Origin of the sequence: Hymenobacter sp. 5317J-9 (assembly GCF_022921075.1) — a bacterium.
Classification (GTDB): domain Bacteria; phylum Bacteroidota; class Bacteroidia; order Cytophagales; family Hymenobacteraceae; genus Hymenobacter.
Genome location: NZ_CP095050.1, coordinates 3,668,690 through 3,684,986, shown reverse-complemented (window position 1 = coordinate 3,684,986; position 16,297 = coordinate 3,668,690). Strand labels below are relative to the sequence as shown.

At 67.8% G+C, this 16,297-nt stretch carries 11 protein-coding genes; 1 reads left to right on the top strand and 10 read right to left on the bottom strand.

The window, feature by feature from the left end:
* Positions 1-32 precede the first annotated feature (32 nt).
* From MUN81_RS15670 to MUN81_RS15645, 6 genes are read right to left on the bottom strand one after another with little or no spacing between them, the layout of a single operon-like run.
* Positions 33-1,286 carry a glycosyltransferase family 4 protein gene (locus tag MUN81_RS15670; RefSeq protein ID WP_245111926.1) on the bottom strand — a complete coding sequence of 418 codons (1,254 nt, stop codon included), beginning with the start codon at positions 1,284-1,286 and terminating at the stop codon, positions 33-35.
* Complete coding sequence (locus MUN81_RS15665) at positions 1,283-2,650, bottom strand: O-antigen ligase family protein (protein WP_245111924.1); 1,368 nt, start codon at positions 2,648-2,650, stop codon at positions 1,283-1,285. Before MUN81_RS15665 ends, MUN81_RS15670 begins: the two co-directional genes overlap by 4 nt.
* Positions 2,651-2,666: 16 nt before the next feature.
* Positions 2,667-3,869, bottom strand: a complete 1,203-nt coding sequence (locus MUN81_RS15660; protein WP_245111922.1) for a glycosyltransferase family 4 protein — start codon at positions 3,867-3,869, stop codon at positions 2,667-2,669.
* Complete coding sequence (locus MUN81_RS15655; RefSeq protein ID WP_245111920.1) at positions 3,866-5,452, bottom strand: lipopolysaccharide biosynthesis protein; 1,587 nt, start codon at positions 5,450-5,452, stop codon at positions 3,866-3,868. The genes MUN81_RS15660 and MUN81_RS15655 overlap by 4 nt, the downstream gene beginning before the upstream one ends.
* A 12-nt stretch (positions 5,453-5,464) precedes the next feature.
* Positions 5,465-7,855, bottom strand: a complete 2,391-nt coding sequence (locus MUN81_RS15650) for a polysaccharide biosynthesis tyrosine autokinase (RefSeq protein WP_245111919.1) — start codon at positions 7,853-7,855, stop codon at positions 5,465-5,467.
* Between the two features lie 49 nt (positions 7,856-7,904).
* Complete coding sequence (locus MUN81_RS15645; protein WP_245111917.1) at positions 7,905-8,687, bottom strand: polysaccharide biosynthesis/export family protein; 783 nt, start codon at positions 8,685-8,687, stop codon at positions 7,905-7,907.
* A gap of 336 nt (positions 8,688-9,023) precedes the next feature.
* Here MUN81_RS15645 and MUN81_RS15640 point away from each other — a divergent pair, with 336 nt between their 5' ends.
* Complete coding sequence (locus MUN81_RS15640; protein ID WP_245111915.1) at positions 9,024-9,776, top strand: LytTR family DNA-binding domain-containing protein; 753 nt, start codon at positions 9,024-9,026, stop codon at positions 9,774-9,776.
* Here MUN81_RS15640 and MUN81_RS15635 read toward each other — a convergent pair.
* The 4 genes from MUN81_RS15635 to MUN81_RS15620 form a co-directional block, all read right to left on the bottom strand.
* The gene (locus tag MUN81_RS15635) at positions 9,760-12,432 is read right to left on the bottom strand and encodes a PAS domain-containing hybrid sensor histidine kinase/response regulator (protein WP_245111913.1); all 2,673 of its coding nucleotides are present in this window, start codon (positions 12,430-12,432) and stop codon (positions 9,760-9,762) included. The genes MUN81_RS15640 and MUN81_RS15635 overlap by 17 nt on opposite strands.
* Before the next feature lie 558 nt (positions 12,433-12,990).
* Entirely contained in the window at positions 12,991-14,223 is a 1,233-nt protein-coding gene (locus tag MUN81_RS15630; RefSeq protein WP_348533140.1) for an MFS transporter, read from the bottom strand.
* A gap of 52 nt (positions 14,224-14,275) precedes the next feature.
* On the bottom strand, positions 14,276-14,554 hold the full coding sequence (locus MUN81_RS15625) for a DsrE family protein (RefSeq protein WP_245111911.1): 279 nt from the start codon (positions 14,552-14,554) through the stop codon (positions 14,276-14,278).
* Between the two features lie 287 nt (positions 14,555-14,841).
* Positions 14,842-16,296 (bottom strand): OprD family outer membrane porin, encoded by a 1,455-nt coding sequence (locus tag MUN81_RS15620; RefSeq protein WP_245111910.1) that lies wholly within the window; start codon positions 16,294-16,296, stop codon positions 14,842-14,844.
* Position 16,297: the final 1 nt, after the last annotated feature.

Sequence of the window (16,297 nt, the reverse complement as noted above, 5' to 3'; positions counted from 1 at the left end):
GCGTCTCGCAGCGGAGCCGAACGGGGGGCTGGTCAGTTGGCGGAAGTGGGGGCGAGGGTATCATGGGGCATAAGGCTTGCGGAGTGACTAAAAGAAGCGGTAGCCAGCGGGCTGATTTCCAGCCCGTATCGGACGGCCTGGTATATTTCGAACGTGCGGCTCAGCACCGTGGCGGGGTCGTGGCGGGCCAGGGCCACGGCCTGGGCCTGGCGGGCCAGGCGGGCGCGCAGGGCGGGGTCGTGGTGCAGGCACAGCACCTTGGCGGCCAGGCTTTCGGGCGAGAGCTCGGCAAAGAGGCCGGTTTCGCCGTCCTCGATGAGAGAGCTCACGCCGCCCACGTTGGTGGCCACCACGGGCAGGCCGGCCACCTGCGCCTCGCACACGCTGTTGGGGCTGTTGTCGAGGTAGGAAGGGTGGATGAGGCACTCGGCCTCGCGGCAGAGCCGGGCCAGCTGCCCGGCGTTCTGGTAGCCGCGGTACTCCACGTCATCGGGGCGCAGGTGGCGCAGCGGGTAGCGGCGGTAGGCGTCGGCCACCTCGTTGGGGTAGTGCCCGCCGGCAATCACCAGCTTGAAGTCGGTGGTTTGGCGAAGAATGTCGAAGGCCGCCAGGGTTTCCTGGTAGCCCTTCATCACCTGCGAGCCCCCCATGAACAGCAGCACCGGCCGGCCGCCGGCGGGCGCGGCGCGCGGCTCGTGCGCGGCCCGAAAAAACGGCTCGCGCAGGGCCTCCCAGTTGTGATAGATGCGGGCTTTGGGGTTGAAGCGGGCCGCGTGGCCGGCGTCCCAGTGCGTGCGGCACGAGAAGTTGGGAATGAGCGGCAGATACTTGCGCTCGTAATAGCCGGCCAGTGTCCAGAGCACCTTGCGCCACGACAGCAGCCCTGGCACGCACTTCACGCATTCCGACACCAGCCCCTGCATCGAGAGCAGCAGCGGCATATCAAGCCCCGCGGCGGCGGCCGGAAACTGCAGCTCCGAGCCGTGCAGGTGCAGCAGGTCGTAGCGGTGGGCGTTCTGGCGCAGGTAGCGCGCCGTGATGCCGATGCGCTGCTGGTAGAGCGTGAACAAGTCTTGCCGAAAGCCCGGCACGCGCAGCGAAATGAAGCGAATGCCTTCGTGCTCGAGCTCTTGCACCGGCTTTTCCTGCTGGGCATTCCAGTTCAAAATGGTGAGCTGCACGCGCGGGTGCCGGCTGAGCAGGCTGGCCAGCGTCACGAGCCAGGGCACGGGGTGTTCGCGGGTGATGCGCGGCGAGGGGTAGGCCGCAAGCCACAGGATTTTCATGGCCGGGAGGAGTTAAAAGACTCGGAATGAGCAAGGCCGGGCGACAGAGGCGCCGTTACGTGGGCATTCAGCTGAAAAACAGCCGGCTCGGCTCGGGTGAGCGGCGTTGCTTTTGGCCGCACCGGTTGGGGCGTCGGCCGCTCGGCCCCGGCTGAGGCTCTGCTGGTGATGGCCAGCAGCAGGCCGATGAAGCCATAGGCGTAGTTGGGCCAGTCGTAGGAAAGCCCGAACACCGGAAACGTGGCCACAAACGCCAGCAGCGCCGCCGGGCCCTCGCCCAGGGGCGCCAGGCTGAGCAGGCAGCGGCCCAGCAGCACCACCGGCACGCCCAGCACCAGCAGCACCCCCAGCCAGCCGAAGTAGAACAGCCGGTCGAGGTAGAAGCTGTGGAAATGGTGGCCGGTGAAGTCGGGCCACACCGGTTTGCCGGAGTCGTCGCTGTAAAACTGAATGGGTACCTCGAAGCCCTGCAGCCGCCAGCCCGCCAGGGGCCGCTCGCGCACCAGCGGCAGGTAGGCCTCGTACTGCTGCATGCGGAACGTGCCGGTGCCCTGCGTGGTGGGGTGTTGGATGTCGCTGATGCTTTTGGCCAGCTTCTGCACCACGTCCGGGTTGTCGAGCACCACGGCCAGGCCGCTGGCCAGCGCCAGCCCCACACCTAGGGCCGCCAGCACACTCAGCCGGGTGCCCCAGGCCCGCGCCTGCGGAACTCGCAGGGCCAGCAAACCCAGGTCGATGGCCAGCGCCAATGAAGTACAGACCCACACCGTGCGGTGCTGCAAAAACACTATCAGGGCCAAACACAGCAGGCTAGCCAACCCATAGACAAGGTTGTTGGAGGAGATATAAAAGTTGAGGCAGAGCAGCAGCACCGGCAGCAGCAGGTAGGCCGATGTGACGCTAAACCCCCGCTCGGTTTCCAGAAAAGAGCCCAGCGTCAGCGCCTCGGGGTACACAATGACCAGGCTCAGCAGCAGCGTCACCAGCATCAGGCTGGCCAGCGGCCGGTAGGGCGGCGCCGGAAAGCGCCGGTAAAACGCATACACCCCAAACAGCGGCAGCACCGCCGTGAGCTTACTGAACACGTGCGGGTACTTGGCCCAGGAATGCCACAGCGCGTACGATTCCAGCGCCAACCCCACCATGCTGCCCAGCAGCACCCACAGCCACACCTGCACCACGGGCTGGAAGTAGCGGTAGTAGCGCACCGCGGCCAGCAGCGCCAGCCCCGTCAGGGCGTACTCGTAGCGCAGACCCAGCCCTGCCTCGTCGGCCTTCCCAAAAAAGAAGGCGTTGAAGGCCGGGTTGGTGAACAGCACCGCCAGCAGCGGCAGCAGGTACAGAAAGCGCAGGTTGAGTTTCATGGCGCGCGAAAGCTCTTTAGGGCATGGTCAGCACGAGTTCAGCCAAGGCCGCGGCCTGGGGCGCCCGGAAGTGCTGCCGGGCGTGGTCGTAGAAGTCGAGGGTGGCGTCCACCATCTGCTCCACGGCGAAGTGGGCGGCGGCGTAGGCGGCCTGCTCGCGGCTGAGCTGCCGGCGCAGGGCCGGGGCGTTCAGCCAGCTGTGCAGCACGGCGGCCAGGCCGGCGGGGGTAATGTCGGGCGGCAGCAGGGCCGCGGGAGTGGCGCGCAGCACCTCGGGCACGCCGCCCACGCCCAGAGCCAGCGCGGGCACGCCGGCCGCCATGGCCTCCACCAGCACCAGCCCGAAGGTTTCGTGCGTGGCCACGTGCACGTACAGGGCGGCGGCGCGCAGCAATGGCAGCACTTGCTCCTGCTCGCGGTAGCCCAGCAGCAGCACCACGTCTTCCAGCCCCAGCTCGGCAATGTGCTGGCGCAGCAGCGGTTCGTCTTCGCCTTTGCCCACCAGGCCCACCACAAAATCCTGCCGGAACTGGCGCAGCGCGTGGGCGGCGCGCACCAGCAGCAGCTGGTTTTTGCGGCTTTCGAGGTGGCCGATGTTGAGCAGCACGTGGCGGCCGGCCGCGCGCCGGTGCAGCTCGGCGTCGGGCGCGGCGGCGTGTCCGGCGGCTAGGTCGATGCCGTTGGGCACCACGCGGCGCTCGCAGTGGGGCGGCAGCGCGGCCCGCACCGCCTCCAGGCCGAAGCGCGACACGCCGATGAAGTAGTTGGTACGGGCCAGCAGGTAGGCGTACCAGCGCTCGATGGCCCGGGCCGCGGCCGGGCCGCGCGGCTTTTGGCGCAGCTCGTCGGCGGCCGGGTGGGCGTTGAAGTGGCCCGTCACCACCACCGGCACGCGGCCGCCCAGGGCGTGGCGGGCGGCTACGCCGCTGCCCAGGTCCTGGGCGTTTACCACATCATAGTGCTGGTCGGGGGCTATGCCCCAGCGAATGTGCAGGTAGTAGGCTACGGTGTTGGCCAGGGCGCGGGGCACCGGACCTAGGCGCCGCAGCAGGTGGCGCAGCCCCGCCACTAGGTGCCGCCGCGCGCCCGTGAGGGTGGCGGGCGTCACTACGTCGACGCGGTGGCCGCGCTGGCGCAGCTGCTCGGCCAGACGCACGTAGTGCACCCGCACCCCGGAGGGCGCGTCGGGCTTCAGAAACGAGACCAGCAGAATGTTCATGGCTGAAGCGGCGATGGCTGCGGCCCGAAGCCGGGCGTGTAGGACGACGTAAGCGGCACCTGCCGCTCCAAAAAACGCAGGTAGCCGGCCAGGAATCGGGCCCCGGTGCTAGCCGAATTGCCCGGCCGCAAGCGCCCCAAAAAGCGGAGCAGTTCCTCGCGCAGGGACGGGCGCGGGCGCAGCAGCATCAGCCCACCCAGGCCCAGGGCGCCGGCCAGCATCAGCAGCGTCAGGGCGGCGGGGGCGGGCCAGCCCAGCGGGCGCAGCGCCAGGTGCAGCAGGCCCAGCAAGGCGCCCAGCGCCGCCGCGTGGAACAAGCCCGGCCCGTAGGCGGCCAGCAGACGCGGGTAGGGCAGGGCCAACTCGTGGTGCATCAGCCGTAGGAACAAGGCCGTGCGCACCAGCTCATTCAATACCAGAGCGCCGGCGAAGCCCGCCAGGCCGTAGCCACGCAGAAAAAAGAAGAACAATACCAAGCTGCAAAGGGCCAGTAGGTTGGCGTTGATTTTGGCCGTGAGGGCCGCCCGCGCATCGCACACAATGCCGGCAAACATGGTAATCAGACTCAGCGGCACGGCGGCGCACAGAATGCGCAGCACCGGCACGGCGGCCTCCCAGCCTGGCCCCAGCACGGCGCGCACCAGCACCGGCGCGGCCACCGCCACGCCCGCCCCCAGCGGCAGAATGCCCGCCGCCACCAGCGTGATGCTGCCCAGGTACACGCCGCCCAGCTTGGCGCGGTCGGCCTGCACCTGGCTGAAGGCCGGGAAAATGACCCGCGATACGCTGCGCGTGAGCAAGTACAAGGGCAGCGTAATTAGCATCGAAGCCCGGTTGTAGATGCCGAGCAGCGCGGCGCCCAGCAGCCGCCCAATCAGCAGCGTGTCGAGCGAGCTGGTGATGAATTCGATGAAGCTGGTGAAGGTGATGCGCGTGCCGTAGGCCAGCAGCGGCCGGTAGTGCGCCCAGCGGAAGTACAGCCGCAGACTGTGCCGGGTCACGGCGTAGGCCAGCAGCGCCACCAGCAGGCCCTGGGCCAGGTTGGCCACCACCAGGCTCCACACGCCCCAGCCGCGCCAGGCCATGCCAATGCCCAGCACGCCGTAGGCCAGCACGTAAGCGCTGGTTTCGATGATGGCCAGGGCGCGGAAGGCCATGCGGCGCCGCAAAATGCTCAGCGCCGTGGCCGACAGCCCGTTGAAGAGCAAGCCCAGGCCCATGAGGCGCACCAGCGGCACCACGGCCGGCTCGTCGAACACCAGCCGCGCCAGCGGGGCGCCCACGGCCAGCGCCAGCGCGCACACCCCGCCCAGCAGCGCCGCCGAGGTGAAAGCCGCGCGCACGTCTTCGTCGGTCATGTCGGGCTTTTGCACCAAGGCGTGCTCCAGCCCAATCTGCGAAAAGTACGTACCGAAGCGAATGACCACGCCCGCCAGCGCCACCAGCCCGAAGGCTGCTGGCGTGAGCAGCCGGGCCATCACGCCGGTGTAGCCCAGCTGGAGCACGGCCGTCACCACCGTGGCGGCCGTGCTCCAGCTGATGCTGTGCAGCGTGGAAGTAGTCAGGTTTTTTGCAGAAGCCATAGGGGCAGGGCCTTATTTGTAGTAGGCGTAGGCGTGGCGCTGGTGCCGGTGCTCGTAGCTGCCGGCAAAGCGCACGTCGTTGATGAGCAGGTACACCTGCCGGATTTTTTCGTCCTGGTACAGCTCGTTGATGCGGCCCACCAGGTCGCGGTCGGTGTAGTTGTGGCGCACCACGTATACCGTGGCGTCGAGGTGCTGCACCAGCACGAAGTATTCGGCCACAAAACCCACCGGCGGCGTGTCGAGCACCACGTAATCGTATTCGGCGCGCAGCTGCCGCATCAGCGCGGCCATGCGTGGGCTTTCGAGCAGTTGCGTGGGCCGGGCCGGAATGGGGCCGCAGGTTATCAGGTCGAGGCCGGGCACGCCGCTGGGGTGGCGGCATTCGTCGAGGGTGCTGTCTTCATTGAGGTAGCTGGCCAGGCCGTGCAGTGAGCCGGGCGCCAGCGGGAAGTAAGCCGCCACGGTGGGGCGGCGCAGGTCGGTTTCTACCAAAATCACGCGGCGGCCCGAGTGGGCCAGCTCCGTGGCCAGGTTCACGGCGCAGAAGGTTTTGCCCTCGCCGGGCACCGTGGAGGTCACGCCCAGTACCTTCTTGTCGGGCCCCGCCGTGAGGTACTGCAGGTTTACCCGAATGGAGCGAAACGACTCGGCGATGGGGCCTTTGCTGCGATGGGCCAGGTCTTTCACGTCGGTCGGGGTGCCGTGGGCCACCACGCCTAGCACCGGAATGTTGGTCATGCGGGCCAGGTCGTTCTGGCCCTGCACGGTCTGGTTGGCCTTATCCAGCAGCAGCACCAGGCCGGCGGGTAGCAGCAGGCCGGCCAGCAGCGCAATGAGTCCCACCAGCTTGGGGTTGGGCGAGTCGGGGCCCAGGCTGGTGCGCTGGGTGCGGTCCACCACGCGCTTGTCGGTGGTGTTGGTGGCCAGGGCCAGGGCGGCCTCGTTGCGCTTCTCCACCAGGAAATTGTAGTTCTTTTCGTTGAAGTCGCTCTCGCCCTTCAGCGAGGCCAACTGGCGCTCATTTTCCGGCATGCGGCTGATTTGGCCGCGCACCCGGGCCAGTTGAGTGTCGAGGTCGCGCAGGCCGATGCCGGCGGTGCGGCTCATGTTGGTCAGGGTCTGAATGAGGGCTTCCTTGGTGCTGCGAATGCGCTCGTCGGTCACCACCAGCAGGGGGTTGGCGTCGCTGCCGTTCACGCTCAGGGCGGCGCGGCGGCTGTTCAGCTCGTTGAGCTGCAGGATGAGGCTGTTGAGCACGCCGTCGTCGATGCCCGCGCTGCTGGGCGAGGCCATCTGGCCGCCGCCGCGGTTGGCCTGCAGGTAGGCGAGCAGGCTCTCGCAATAGCGGCGCGTAGTAGCGGCGCGGGCGCGGGCGGCCTCCAGGTCGGCCAGCCGGCCAATCTCCGACGACGACTGCGCCTGCACGTCCACCACGCCCCGCGTGGCCCGGAACGCCGACAGCGCCCCCGCGGCCTGCTGCCGCGTCCGGGCCAATTTGGCAATTTCCTCATCGAGAAAAGCCAGGCTTTTGCGGCCGGTCTGGTTTTTGGCGCGCAGGTCGGCGGCGATGTACACGGCCATCAGCGTGTCGAGAAAAGCCTGTCCTTGCGAGGGCACGCTGTTTTTGAGGCGCAGCTCCACAATGCGCGAGTCGTGGTCGATGGGGCGCACGGCCAGGCCGTCGGCGTAGCTGCCGGCGGCCCCGTCCACGTCGCGCAGCGTGAAGAAGTAGCGCCCGGCGCCGGCCTCCCACGGCACGCCCGCCACGGGCAGCACCGCCAGCTGCAGCAGCGGGTGGCGCAGGGTGTCGCCGGCCGTCAGGGTGGTGTCGAGGCGCACGTTCCAGGTTTCGCGCACGGGCTGGCCGGTGGGCAGGTCGGTGAGGTGGCCGCGCGGCGCGGTGGCTTGCAGGCGGTAGCGCCCCGGCCCGGCCGGGCTCACGTAGATTTTCACGTCGGCGAGCTGGGGCACGGCCAGGTTGGGCAGCACCCGAAAGGGCATGGCGTCGGCGGGCTGCTCGCGCTTCAGCAATGGCCGCAGCCGGTTTAGCCAGGAGGCGGGCTCGCGGAAGTAGGCCACGGCGTAGGGCAGGCGGCGCACGGCCTGCCGCACGGTGGCCCCCGAGGTGATGAGGCCGATTTCGTCCTCCATTTTCAGGCCTTTGTCGTGCACTTCCAGAATCTGCAGCAACTCCTGGGCCCGCTTCGAGCCCGTGGCCTGGTCGCCGAGCAGCAGCGTGGCCCGCAGCCCGTACACCGGCGGCGTGAGCTGCAGGTACACCCAGGCCAGCGCCCCGGCCAGCAGCAGCGCGCCCGCAAACAGCGGCCAGCGCCGCCGCAGCTTAAAAAACAGCTGGCTCAGGTCCAGTTCGTCGGCGGCCGGTTCGGGAGGGGTTTTCATGCGGCGGGGCGGGCCCGGCAGCGGCCCACAGCCGCCGCCAGGTCCGCGGTTAGTTGGATTTCAGAAAGCTGAGCAGCAGCACCACGGCCGAAATGCCCGCGAAGGCCAGGCCGAGGTTGTTGGCGTTGGCGCGGGCGGCGCGGGCCCGCAACGGCTCCACGTAGAGGGCGTCGTTGGGCAGCAGGAAGTAGTAGGGCGAGCCCAGCAGGGCGGGGTCGGTGAGGTCGAGCAGCACCACCTGCGAGCCCGTGGGCGTCTGGCGAATGAGCTTCACGTTCTGGCGGTTGCCGTACTCGGTGAGGTCGCCGGCCAGGCCCAGGCCCTGCAGCACGGTGGCCTGGCCGTTGTACACGAAGTAGTGGCCGGGGTTGCGTACTTCGCCCAGCACCGTCAGCCGGAAGCTCAGCAGCTTCACCACCACGTTGGCCCCGCGCACGAAGCCGGCCACGCGCTGCTGCACCAGGGCCTGGGCGGCGGGCACGTCCAGGCCTGCTACTTTTAGCGCGCCCACCGTAGGCAGGGTGATTTGGCCGTCCTCGCCCACGGAGTAGCCGCTCAGGAACATGGCGCCGGGGTCGCTGTTCAACATGGCCCGCGCGTCGGCCACGTTAAACAGCTCGTTGAACTCGGGCTGCGGGCTCTGCACCCGAATGGACAGCACGTCGTTGGGCTGAATGCGGTAGCTGGGCCGGGTGTTGGCCACGGCCACGGCCGTGGCCGTGGAGTAGCCGGGGCTTTGCAGGTAAGGCAGCTGCCGCTGGGCCACGCAGCTGCTCAGCAGCGTCAGGGCCGGCAGCAGCCACCGCAAGCAGAAGGAGGGGAGAGACGGCATGGCAAGGGAAGCAGTGGCGGTCAGAGCAGGCAGTGGTGTCCCCTGAGCTGGCTGGTGGAAGGGGCTGGCGCAGTGGTGGGTTCTCGCTGCGCACCGGCCAGCAGCCGGTGGGAGTAGCCTGACAAAACTCGTCGCCGGCCCCAGCCATCGAAATGAGGAGCATCAATTTCCGAATTGAGGATGCTCACTTGCGCGCCGCAGCGGCAATGGCCTTATTGCCAATTAACCCATGCGTAACGCTTGTTAATATATTGTATTAACTATATTGCAGTGGCGTCAGCCGGGTTCAACACGCCGCGCCGACGTCACTGCCTCATTGCTTGTAAGTGCCCTCCCATGGCTGACCCTGCACTTTTCCGCTGTCTCATCGTGGACGATAACGAAGCCAGCCGCCTGATGCTGGCGCACATGGTGGGACTCACCCATTCGCTGGAGCTGGTGGCCAGCCTGCCCGACGGCGTGCAGGCCCTGAGCTTCCTGCAAACCAACCCGCCGGTCGACATCCTGTTCCTCGACATCGAAATGCCCGAGCTCACCGGCCTGGCCCTCGTCGAGCTGCTGCCCGAGCCCCATCCCGAAATCATCCTCATCAGCACGCATACCGACTTTGCCATCGAAGCCTTCGCGCTGCACGTCACCGACTACATTGTGAAGCCTCTGGACTTCGCCAGGTTTCGGCGGGCCGTGGACGTGGCCGTGCGCCGCCGGCGGGCCGCGCTGGCCCACGAAGCCGCCGCCGCGCTGCCCGTGGCCACCCGCAAAGACGCGCTGGAAGAGTGGTCGGAACTGTTTGTGAAGGTCAACAACCGACTCGTCAAGCTCAATTTCGACGAAGTGCTCTACATCGAAGCCATGTCGATGTACTCGGTGCTGGTCATGGCCAACCACAAGTACATCGTGCACGCCACGCTCAAGCAGCTGGCCGAGCGGCTGCCGTTTGCGCACTTCCAGCGCGTGCACCGTTCCTACATCGTCAACACCCGCCTCATCGACAGCATCGAGGACAACATGCTGGTGGTGGGGCCCTACGAAGTGCCGCTGGCCAAATCTTACCAGGATGTGCTGTTTCGCTCTATTCGGAGCCTGTAGGGCGGGTGTCCGCGTCGCGGCGCAGGGCCTGCGCCACTTCTTCCACGGTGGCCACGAATTGCTGCGCCGCCGCCCGGAAGGCCGCCGGGTCCACCGCCGCCGGGCCGCGCCCCCGCCCGTGAATGGGCGCCAGCAGGGTGGTGGTGCAGCTTTCCAGCCCGCCCACGTCCAGCGTCTTCAAATTGAAGTGCAGGTAGTGCACCTGCTGGGCCGCGCTGCACCAGTCGCCCGCCGCCGCCGCCGCGCCCAGCTTGGCCAGGGCAGCCGGGGCGTTGTTTAAAAACGACGCCACCACTTTGTCGACCAGCGTGTGGTCGCCTTTGGCAAAGCGCTGCAGGCTGGCCAGGCTGTAGGGAGGCGCGGGCCGGGGCAGGGCCAGCAGCTGCCGGCACAACTCGTTTTCGCTGAAGGGCTTGGCCAGCCGGCCGATGATGCCCTGGCGCCGGTAGTAGTCGTCGGGGTGCGGCAGCGCGGCCGCCGTGAAGGCAATGACCGGGGTAGTGGCCCGCGCCGGGTGGGGCAGGGCCCGCAGGCGGCGCACCACCTCCAGCCCGCTCAGGTCCGGCATCTGAATGTCGAGCAGGGCCACGTCGAAGTCCTGCGCCGCCAGCAGGCGCAGGGCCTCGGCGCCGCTGGCGGCTTCGGTGGGCCGAATGCCCCAGTCGGCCAGCGTCAGGCGCGTCACCTCGCGGTTCATCTCGTTGTCGTCGGCCAGCAGCACGCGCAGGCCCGTCAGGCGGGCGGGCACGGGCAGCGGCTCTGCGGCCGGCGCCGGCCGGGCTCCGGCCGGGGCTTTGGGCAGGGGCAGCTCCAGCGTGAAGCAGCTGCCCCGGCCCGGCTGGCTGGTCACGCCGAGCGTGCCGCCCATTTGCCGGGCCAGGCGCCGGCTGATGCTCAGGCCCAGCCCGGCGCCGCCGTAGTGCCGGCCGGAGGCCGTGTGGGCCTGGGTGAAGTCGTCGAACACGCTGGCCAGCATCTCCGGCGCAATGCCAATGCCGGTATCGGCCACCCGAAACTGCACCCGCAGGCTGGCATCGCTCTCGGCCAGCACCCGGCAGCTCACGCGCACGCTGCCGCGCTCGGTGAATTTCAGGGCGTTGCTCACCAAGTTGAGAAGTATCTGGTTGAGGCGGAGCGGGTCGCCCAGCACCCAGCGCCGCGGAAACGGCCGCCCCGCCGTGGACCCCCGAAACCGCAGCCCCTTCTCCCGGGCCTGCGCCGCCAGCGGCCGCAATACGTCTTCTACCGATTCGCCCAGCACAAACGGCACGGTTTCGAGCTCAATGGCCCCGCTGTTGAGGCGGCTCAAGTCGAGCACGTCGTTGAGCAGGCCGGTCAGGTGCGCGCCGGCCTGGCGCATGCTGTTGAGCAAATGCCGCTGCCGCTCGGTCAGGGCAGTTTTGCCCAGCTGCGCCGCCAGCCCCAGCATGCCGTGAATGGGCGTGCGCACCTCGTGGCTGATGCTGGCCAGAAACACTTCGCGGGCCCGGGCGCTGGCCGCTGCCTGCTGGCGGCTGCGTCGGGCTTCGCGCTCGGCCTCGATGCGCGCCGTGATGTCGTGCGAATGCCCAATGACGTAGGCCGGCTGGTCGGGTTCCTGCACCAGGGTGTTGTGAAACAGCAGGTAGTGCACCTGTGCGGGCGCCGCGGGCACCCGCAGCCGCAGCACGCCCGTGGCGCTGCCCGCCGCGGCCACCCGGGCCAGGTACCGGCCCAGCGCCCCCTGCTGCTCCGGCTGCAGCAGCTGGCCCAGGGGCTGGCCCACCAGCTCGGCTTCGGGGAGCTGTAGCAGCGCGGCCAGGGCCGGGTTCACCGTGAGCAGGCGGCCGGTCAGGTCGTGGGTGCAAATCAGGGTTTGGGTGTGGCGCAGCAGGTCGTGGTACTGCTTTTCGCGCAGGGCCAGCGTCTGCTCGTGGCGCTTGAGGTCGCTGATGTCGGTGGTCACGCCCAGCACGAACACCGTGCCGTCGGGGTTGCGCAGGGGGCAGCGCACGGTTTGGTACCAGCGCCGCTCCCCCGAGTCGAGGGTCAGCGTCATTTCTTCCCGCACCTCGCCGTTGGTCTGCCGCACCTGCTCGTTGATTTCGGTGCGCCGCCGGCGTTCGAGGTAGGCGCGGGTGGCCGGGTCGTGGTGCGCCGGCCCGCTGTACACTTGCAGGTGCTGCAGCAGCTCGCGCACGGCCCGGTTGTAAAAGACGAGCCGGTCGGCCGTGTCGTACACCGTAAACAGCGTGGAGCTGGTGTCGAGCATGAGCTGCCGGAAATCCTGCTGGTGGCGCAGCTGCTGCTCGGTGGCCCGCCATTCAGTAACGTCGACCAGGTAAAAAAACGTGCGCTCCTGGTTGGCGGCGCTGGCACTGCTCACCTGCCAGCACCGGCCGCCAGCTTCCAGTATAGCTGGCTCATCGGTGGGCTGCGTGCGCAGCCACTCCACGGCGTCACACAGGGCCTGCCACAACGCCGTGGGGCTGCTGTCCTGAAAGGCCTGCCGGACGCGGCAGGCGGCGGGGTTGGCGTACTGCAGCCGGCCGTGCGCGTCGAAGCACAGCACCGGATGCGGGTTGTGGTCGAGGAGGGCCGCCGGAAGCGCCAGGTCGGGAGGGCGAACTTCAGTTTGGATGTCCAGGGCAGTAGTGTCGGTGGTGCTTTCGAACATGCTGATGCGTGCTGAGAAGTGAAGCGCACGAAAAGATGCGCCGACAGCGTCGCTCGAGGGCCAACAACTGGCACTGCGGGCGCCAAGAGCATGCTGCTAATCGGAAAGACTAATTACTTAGAGCGCATGGCAGAGAATAACTACTTAAAACAAATATAGTAAATAATATATCTTTTGACTTCAGGCTTGCTTGTGGGTTTAATCAACGGCGGAGGCGGTTGCGAAGCGGAAGCAGTGAGCTAATGGCCGGAAAGAGCTGGCACTGCCCAAAAGCGGCAGCGCCACCAGAAGGCATCCAAGCACGTCGCCGCCGCCACCCGCGGGTGCAATTGCGCGAAATTTGTGCAGGAGCATCGGCTGCAGCGCCAAATTCGGCTGCGGAGCGGATTTGTGCTATGAAATCAATCAGCTCGTTACCTGATTTCTATCAGGAAGGCTGCCGCACCGCCTTGGGTATAACCGCTTGAGGCAAAAGAAAAAGGCGCCCTTTGGAGGCGCCTTTTGTGTAGTCCGTAGGGGCTGGAGCTGCTGGACCAGTTCCTCAACTGGTGAGAACCATCAATCTGAGTGCAGGACTCTGCAGTGTCTGGCAGGCAATGCATACGCCACCGTACCACGAGTGCCGAGAGCACCGTAACCCCTCCAAATAGCCGCCAGCGCGGCGCCCAGCCCGAAGGCATCAGCCAGCACACCGGTGAGCAACGCCCCGAAGGCGTAGCCCGCGTCGCGCCAGAAGCGGAAGATGCCTACGCTGTGCGCCCGCTGCGTCAGGGGCGAGTACTCGGCCACGGCGGCCAGAAATGTGGGGTATACCAGCGCCGTGCCGGCCCCCAACAACGCCGCCAGCAGCACAAACGCCGGGTAAGTGGAGGTAAACAGCATAGCCAACAGGACCGCGCCTTGTAGCAACATGCCCCAAAACAGCAGGTCTTTCTTGCACAGCTTATCGGCTAACGGGCCGGTGACGAGTTGGCCCAGGCCCCATACGGCCGGATATACGGCGGCCACAGTACCAATTTGCGTGAGCGAAAAGCCTTTACTGGCCAGCAGGAGCGGCAGCAGGCCCCACACCAGGCCGTCGTTGAGGTTGTTGACGAGGCCGGCCTGCGTGACGGCGCCCAGGTTGGGGTGCCGCCACGTCACGTCCCAGAAGGAAAGCGGCGGGCTGGCGGGTGTAGCCGGGGCCTGCGCGGCTTCTAGGGCTACGTGGTGGCGGGTGTCGCGCACCAGCAGCGAGCCCAACAGGCCCAGCCCCGCCAGACCGATGCCGAGGTAAAACGGGTAGGGCCGCAGGCCGTATTCGGTGGCCAGCCAGCCGGAGGCGAAGGCCGTGGCGGCCACGGCCAGGTAGCCGGCCGACTCGTTCAAACCCATCGCCAGCCCGCGCTGCCTGGGGCCCACCAGGTCAATTTTCATCACCACCGTGCTCGACCAGGCCACGCCTTGGTTGAGGCCCAGCAGCACGTTGGCCGCGATAACCCAGCCCCAGCTCGGGGCCCAGAGCAGCAAGAGTGGCACGGGCAGGCCAAACAGCCAGCCGATGAGCAGCAGGTTGCGGCGCCCAAGCTTGGTAGCCCAGGCCCCGGCATAATAGTTGGCCACCGCTCTGGTGAGGCCAAACACGACGATGAACGAGAGAATGGCCGAGCGGGCCACCACGTGAAATTCCTGCTCAGCCAGCCGGGGCAGAATGCTGCGCTCCAACCCCACCATGCCGCCCACGAAGGCGTTGATAAGGACCAGCAGGCTGAACTGCCGCCAGTTTGCGCGCAAGCCAAGTTGAGGCGTCATGGTGGAGAAGAAGAACTGAGTGAAGTGGGTGGAAGCGGCGGCCGGGTCGGGGCTAGGGGTGCACCAGCACCCACCCCTCGGTCTGGCGAATAATCAGCTCGCCGTTGCCGGTAGGCACCACCGAGATGTAAGGCAGCATGTCATCCTTGGTTAGCTTGTGGGCTTTCAGCGAGTTGGCGCACTGGGCCAGGATGACTCCCGCCTGCTGCAACGCCAGCACGTCGGCCTCATAGGGCTGGTCCTTTTTGAAGACGACCGTGCCGCCGCTGAACACCACCAGCTCCAGTTCCAGCTTGCCCTTCAGGCGCGGGTCTTCGAGGGCGTTTTTCATGTTGTGCAAGGTCTGATTGATGAGCTTAGGGTCGCTGCTATCGAGCTGATACACGGCCCGGTAGTGCTTCTGCGTGGCGGGCGCGCCCGTAAAGCTGGCCGCTTTGGCGGCGAAGGCGGCGTTGGGAGGCGTGAGTGCGGGGCGGCGGGCGTGGTCGGCATGGCGGCGGGCGTGGTTTGGGCGGTGGCGGTGAGGGCCGCGCCGGCGAGCAGCAGCGCGGTGAGCAGAGGGCGAATAATCGTCATGGGGAAGGAGGGTTGAATATGAATTGCGGTGGGCCGGCAGCCCTAAAATTCGTAGTTCAGAATGAGGTTGAGCTGCTGAAAATCCACCTTGTTCACCACGTAGCGGGCCTCGCCGTAGGTTTCGCCCAGCGCCCCCTTGTACACGTAGAGCAGCTGCCCGCGCAGGCCCCGGGCCCAGCCGGCGAAGGGATAGGTGAGCGAGGCGTTGAGCTGCTGGTAGGAGGGCAGGCCGTACTTGTTGAGGCGGGTGTCGCGCACGTCGGGCAGGTAGTAGTGGCCGTAGCCCACTTCCGCCTTCAGGCCCGGCACCCGGGCGAAGGTATAGCTTCCCAGCAGCGCGGCAGCGTCCAGGCCGCCCAGGCCCTCGGTGCGCTCGCGGGGCAGGAAGGTGTAGAACGGCTCGCGGCCCCACTCGCGCGGAAACAGGAAGCGCCCGCTGCGGCTGATGCGGGTATAGTTGGCGCTCAAATTCCAGGGGCCGCGCTGGTAGCCCAGGCGGGCGCTCAGGGCCTGGGCCTGGCGGCCGGGGGCGCTGTAGGCTAGGTGTGGGTTGGGGTTGCCGCCGGTGCCCACCGTGCGCTGGTAGTGGACCTGCGCGCCCAGGCTGAGCCGGCCCGCGCCCACGGCCCGGCCGGTGGTCAGCTCGGCGAAGGCGGCGTTGAAGAGGTTGTCGGCGTAGTAGTTCCAGGCCTGCGCGGTGGTGCGCGGGCCCCACTGCCGGCTCACGGCCAGCACGCCTAGGCCCCGGCTGCGCAGGTGGCCGGCATAGCTGGCGCGCAGGCCGGCGTCGGTCACTCCCATCGGGTAGAGCCCGACGGAGTTGGCCACCGAGTACCAGCCGGCCGTGGACCGCGGCCCGATGTGCGTGAGCCAGCCGCCGGTAATGGTAGTGCCCGGCAGCTCCCGAAACTCCAGCCACAGGCCCTGCGCGTAGCCGGGACTCAGGCGGCCGTCGTGGGCGTTGAGCAGCGGGGTGTTGAGCAGCTGCCGGCCGAAGGTGAGGACCGATTGCCGGAACCGATAGCGCACAAACAACTCCTCGGCCCGCCCGGCGAGCTGGCGCCGGCTGGGGTTGGTCACGTCGAACAAGCCCACTTCGTAGCGGCTCACGGCCCCGGTGGCTGCGTCGGCCGTCAGCAGGTTGTCGGAGCCCACGCTCGCCCAGGCGAAGCCGCCTGCGCCCACCTGCACGCCGTGCCACGGGGCCGTTTCGAAGCGCAAACCCGTGCCCAGCCCGTTGGCAAAATAGTCGGGGCCGTGGCCCCGGTTCCAAGTGGCCATGGTGTTGTTGCGCAGACGACCGTACCAGCGGCCACGGCCCAACGCTTCGGCTAGGGTGCGCGCCCGCACGGTATCGGCCGATGCGGGGGCGGGATAGGGCGCGAGCTGAGTGCGGCCGGTGACGGGGCGCGTCAGGGCCGGTTCGGCCTGTTGCGCCCACGCGGCGGCCGGGGCCAGCAGCAAGCCAACCCCAAGCAATCGGGCGAAGCGAGACATG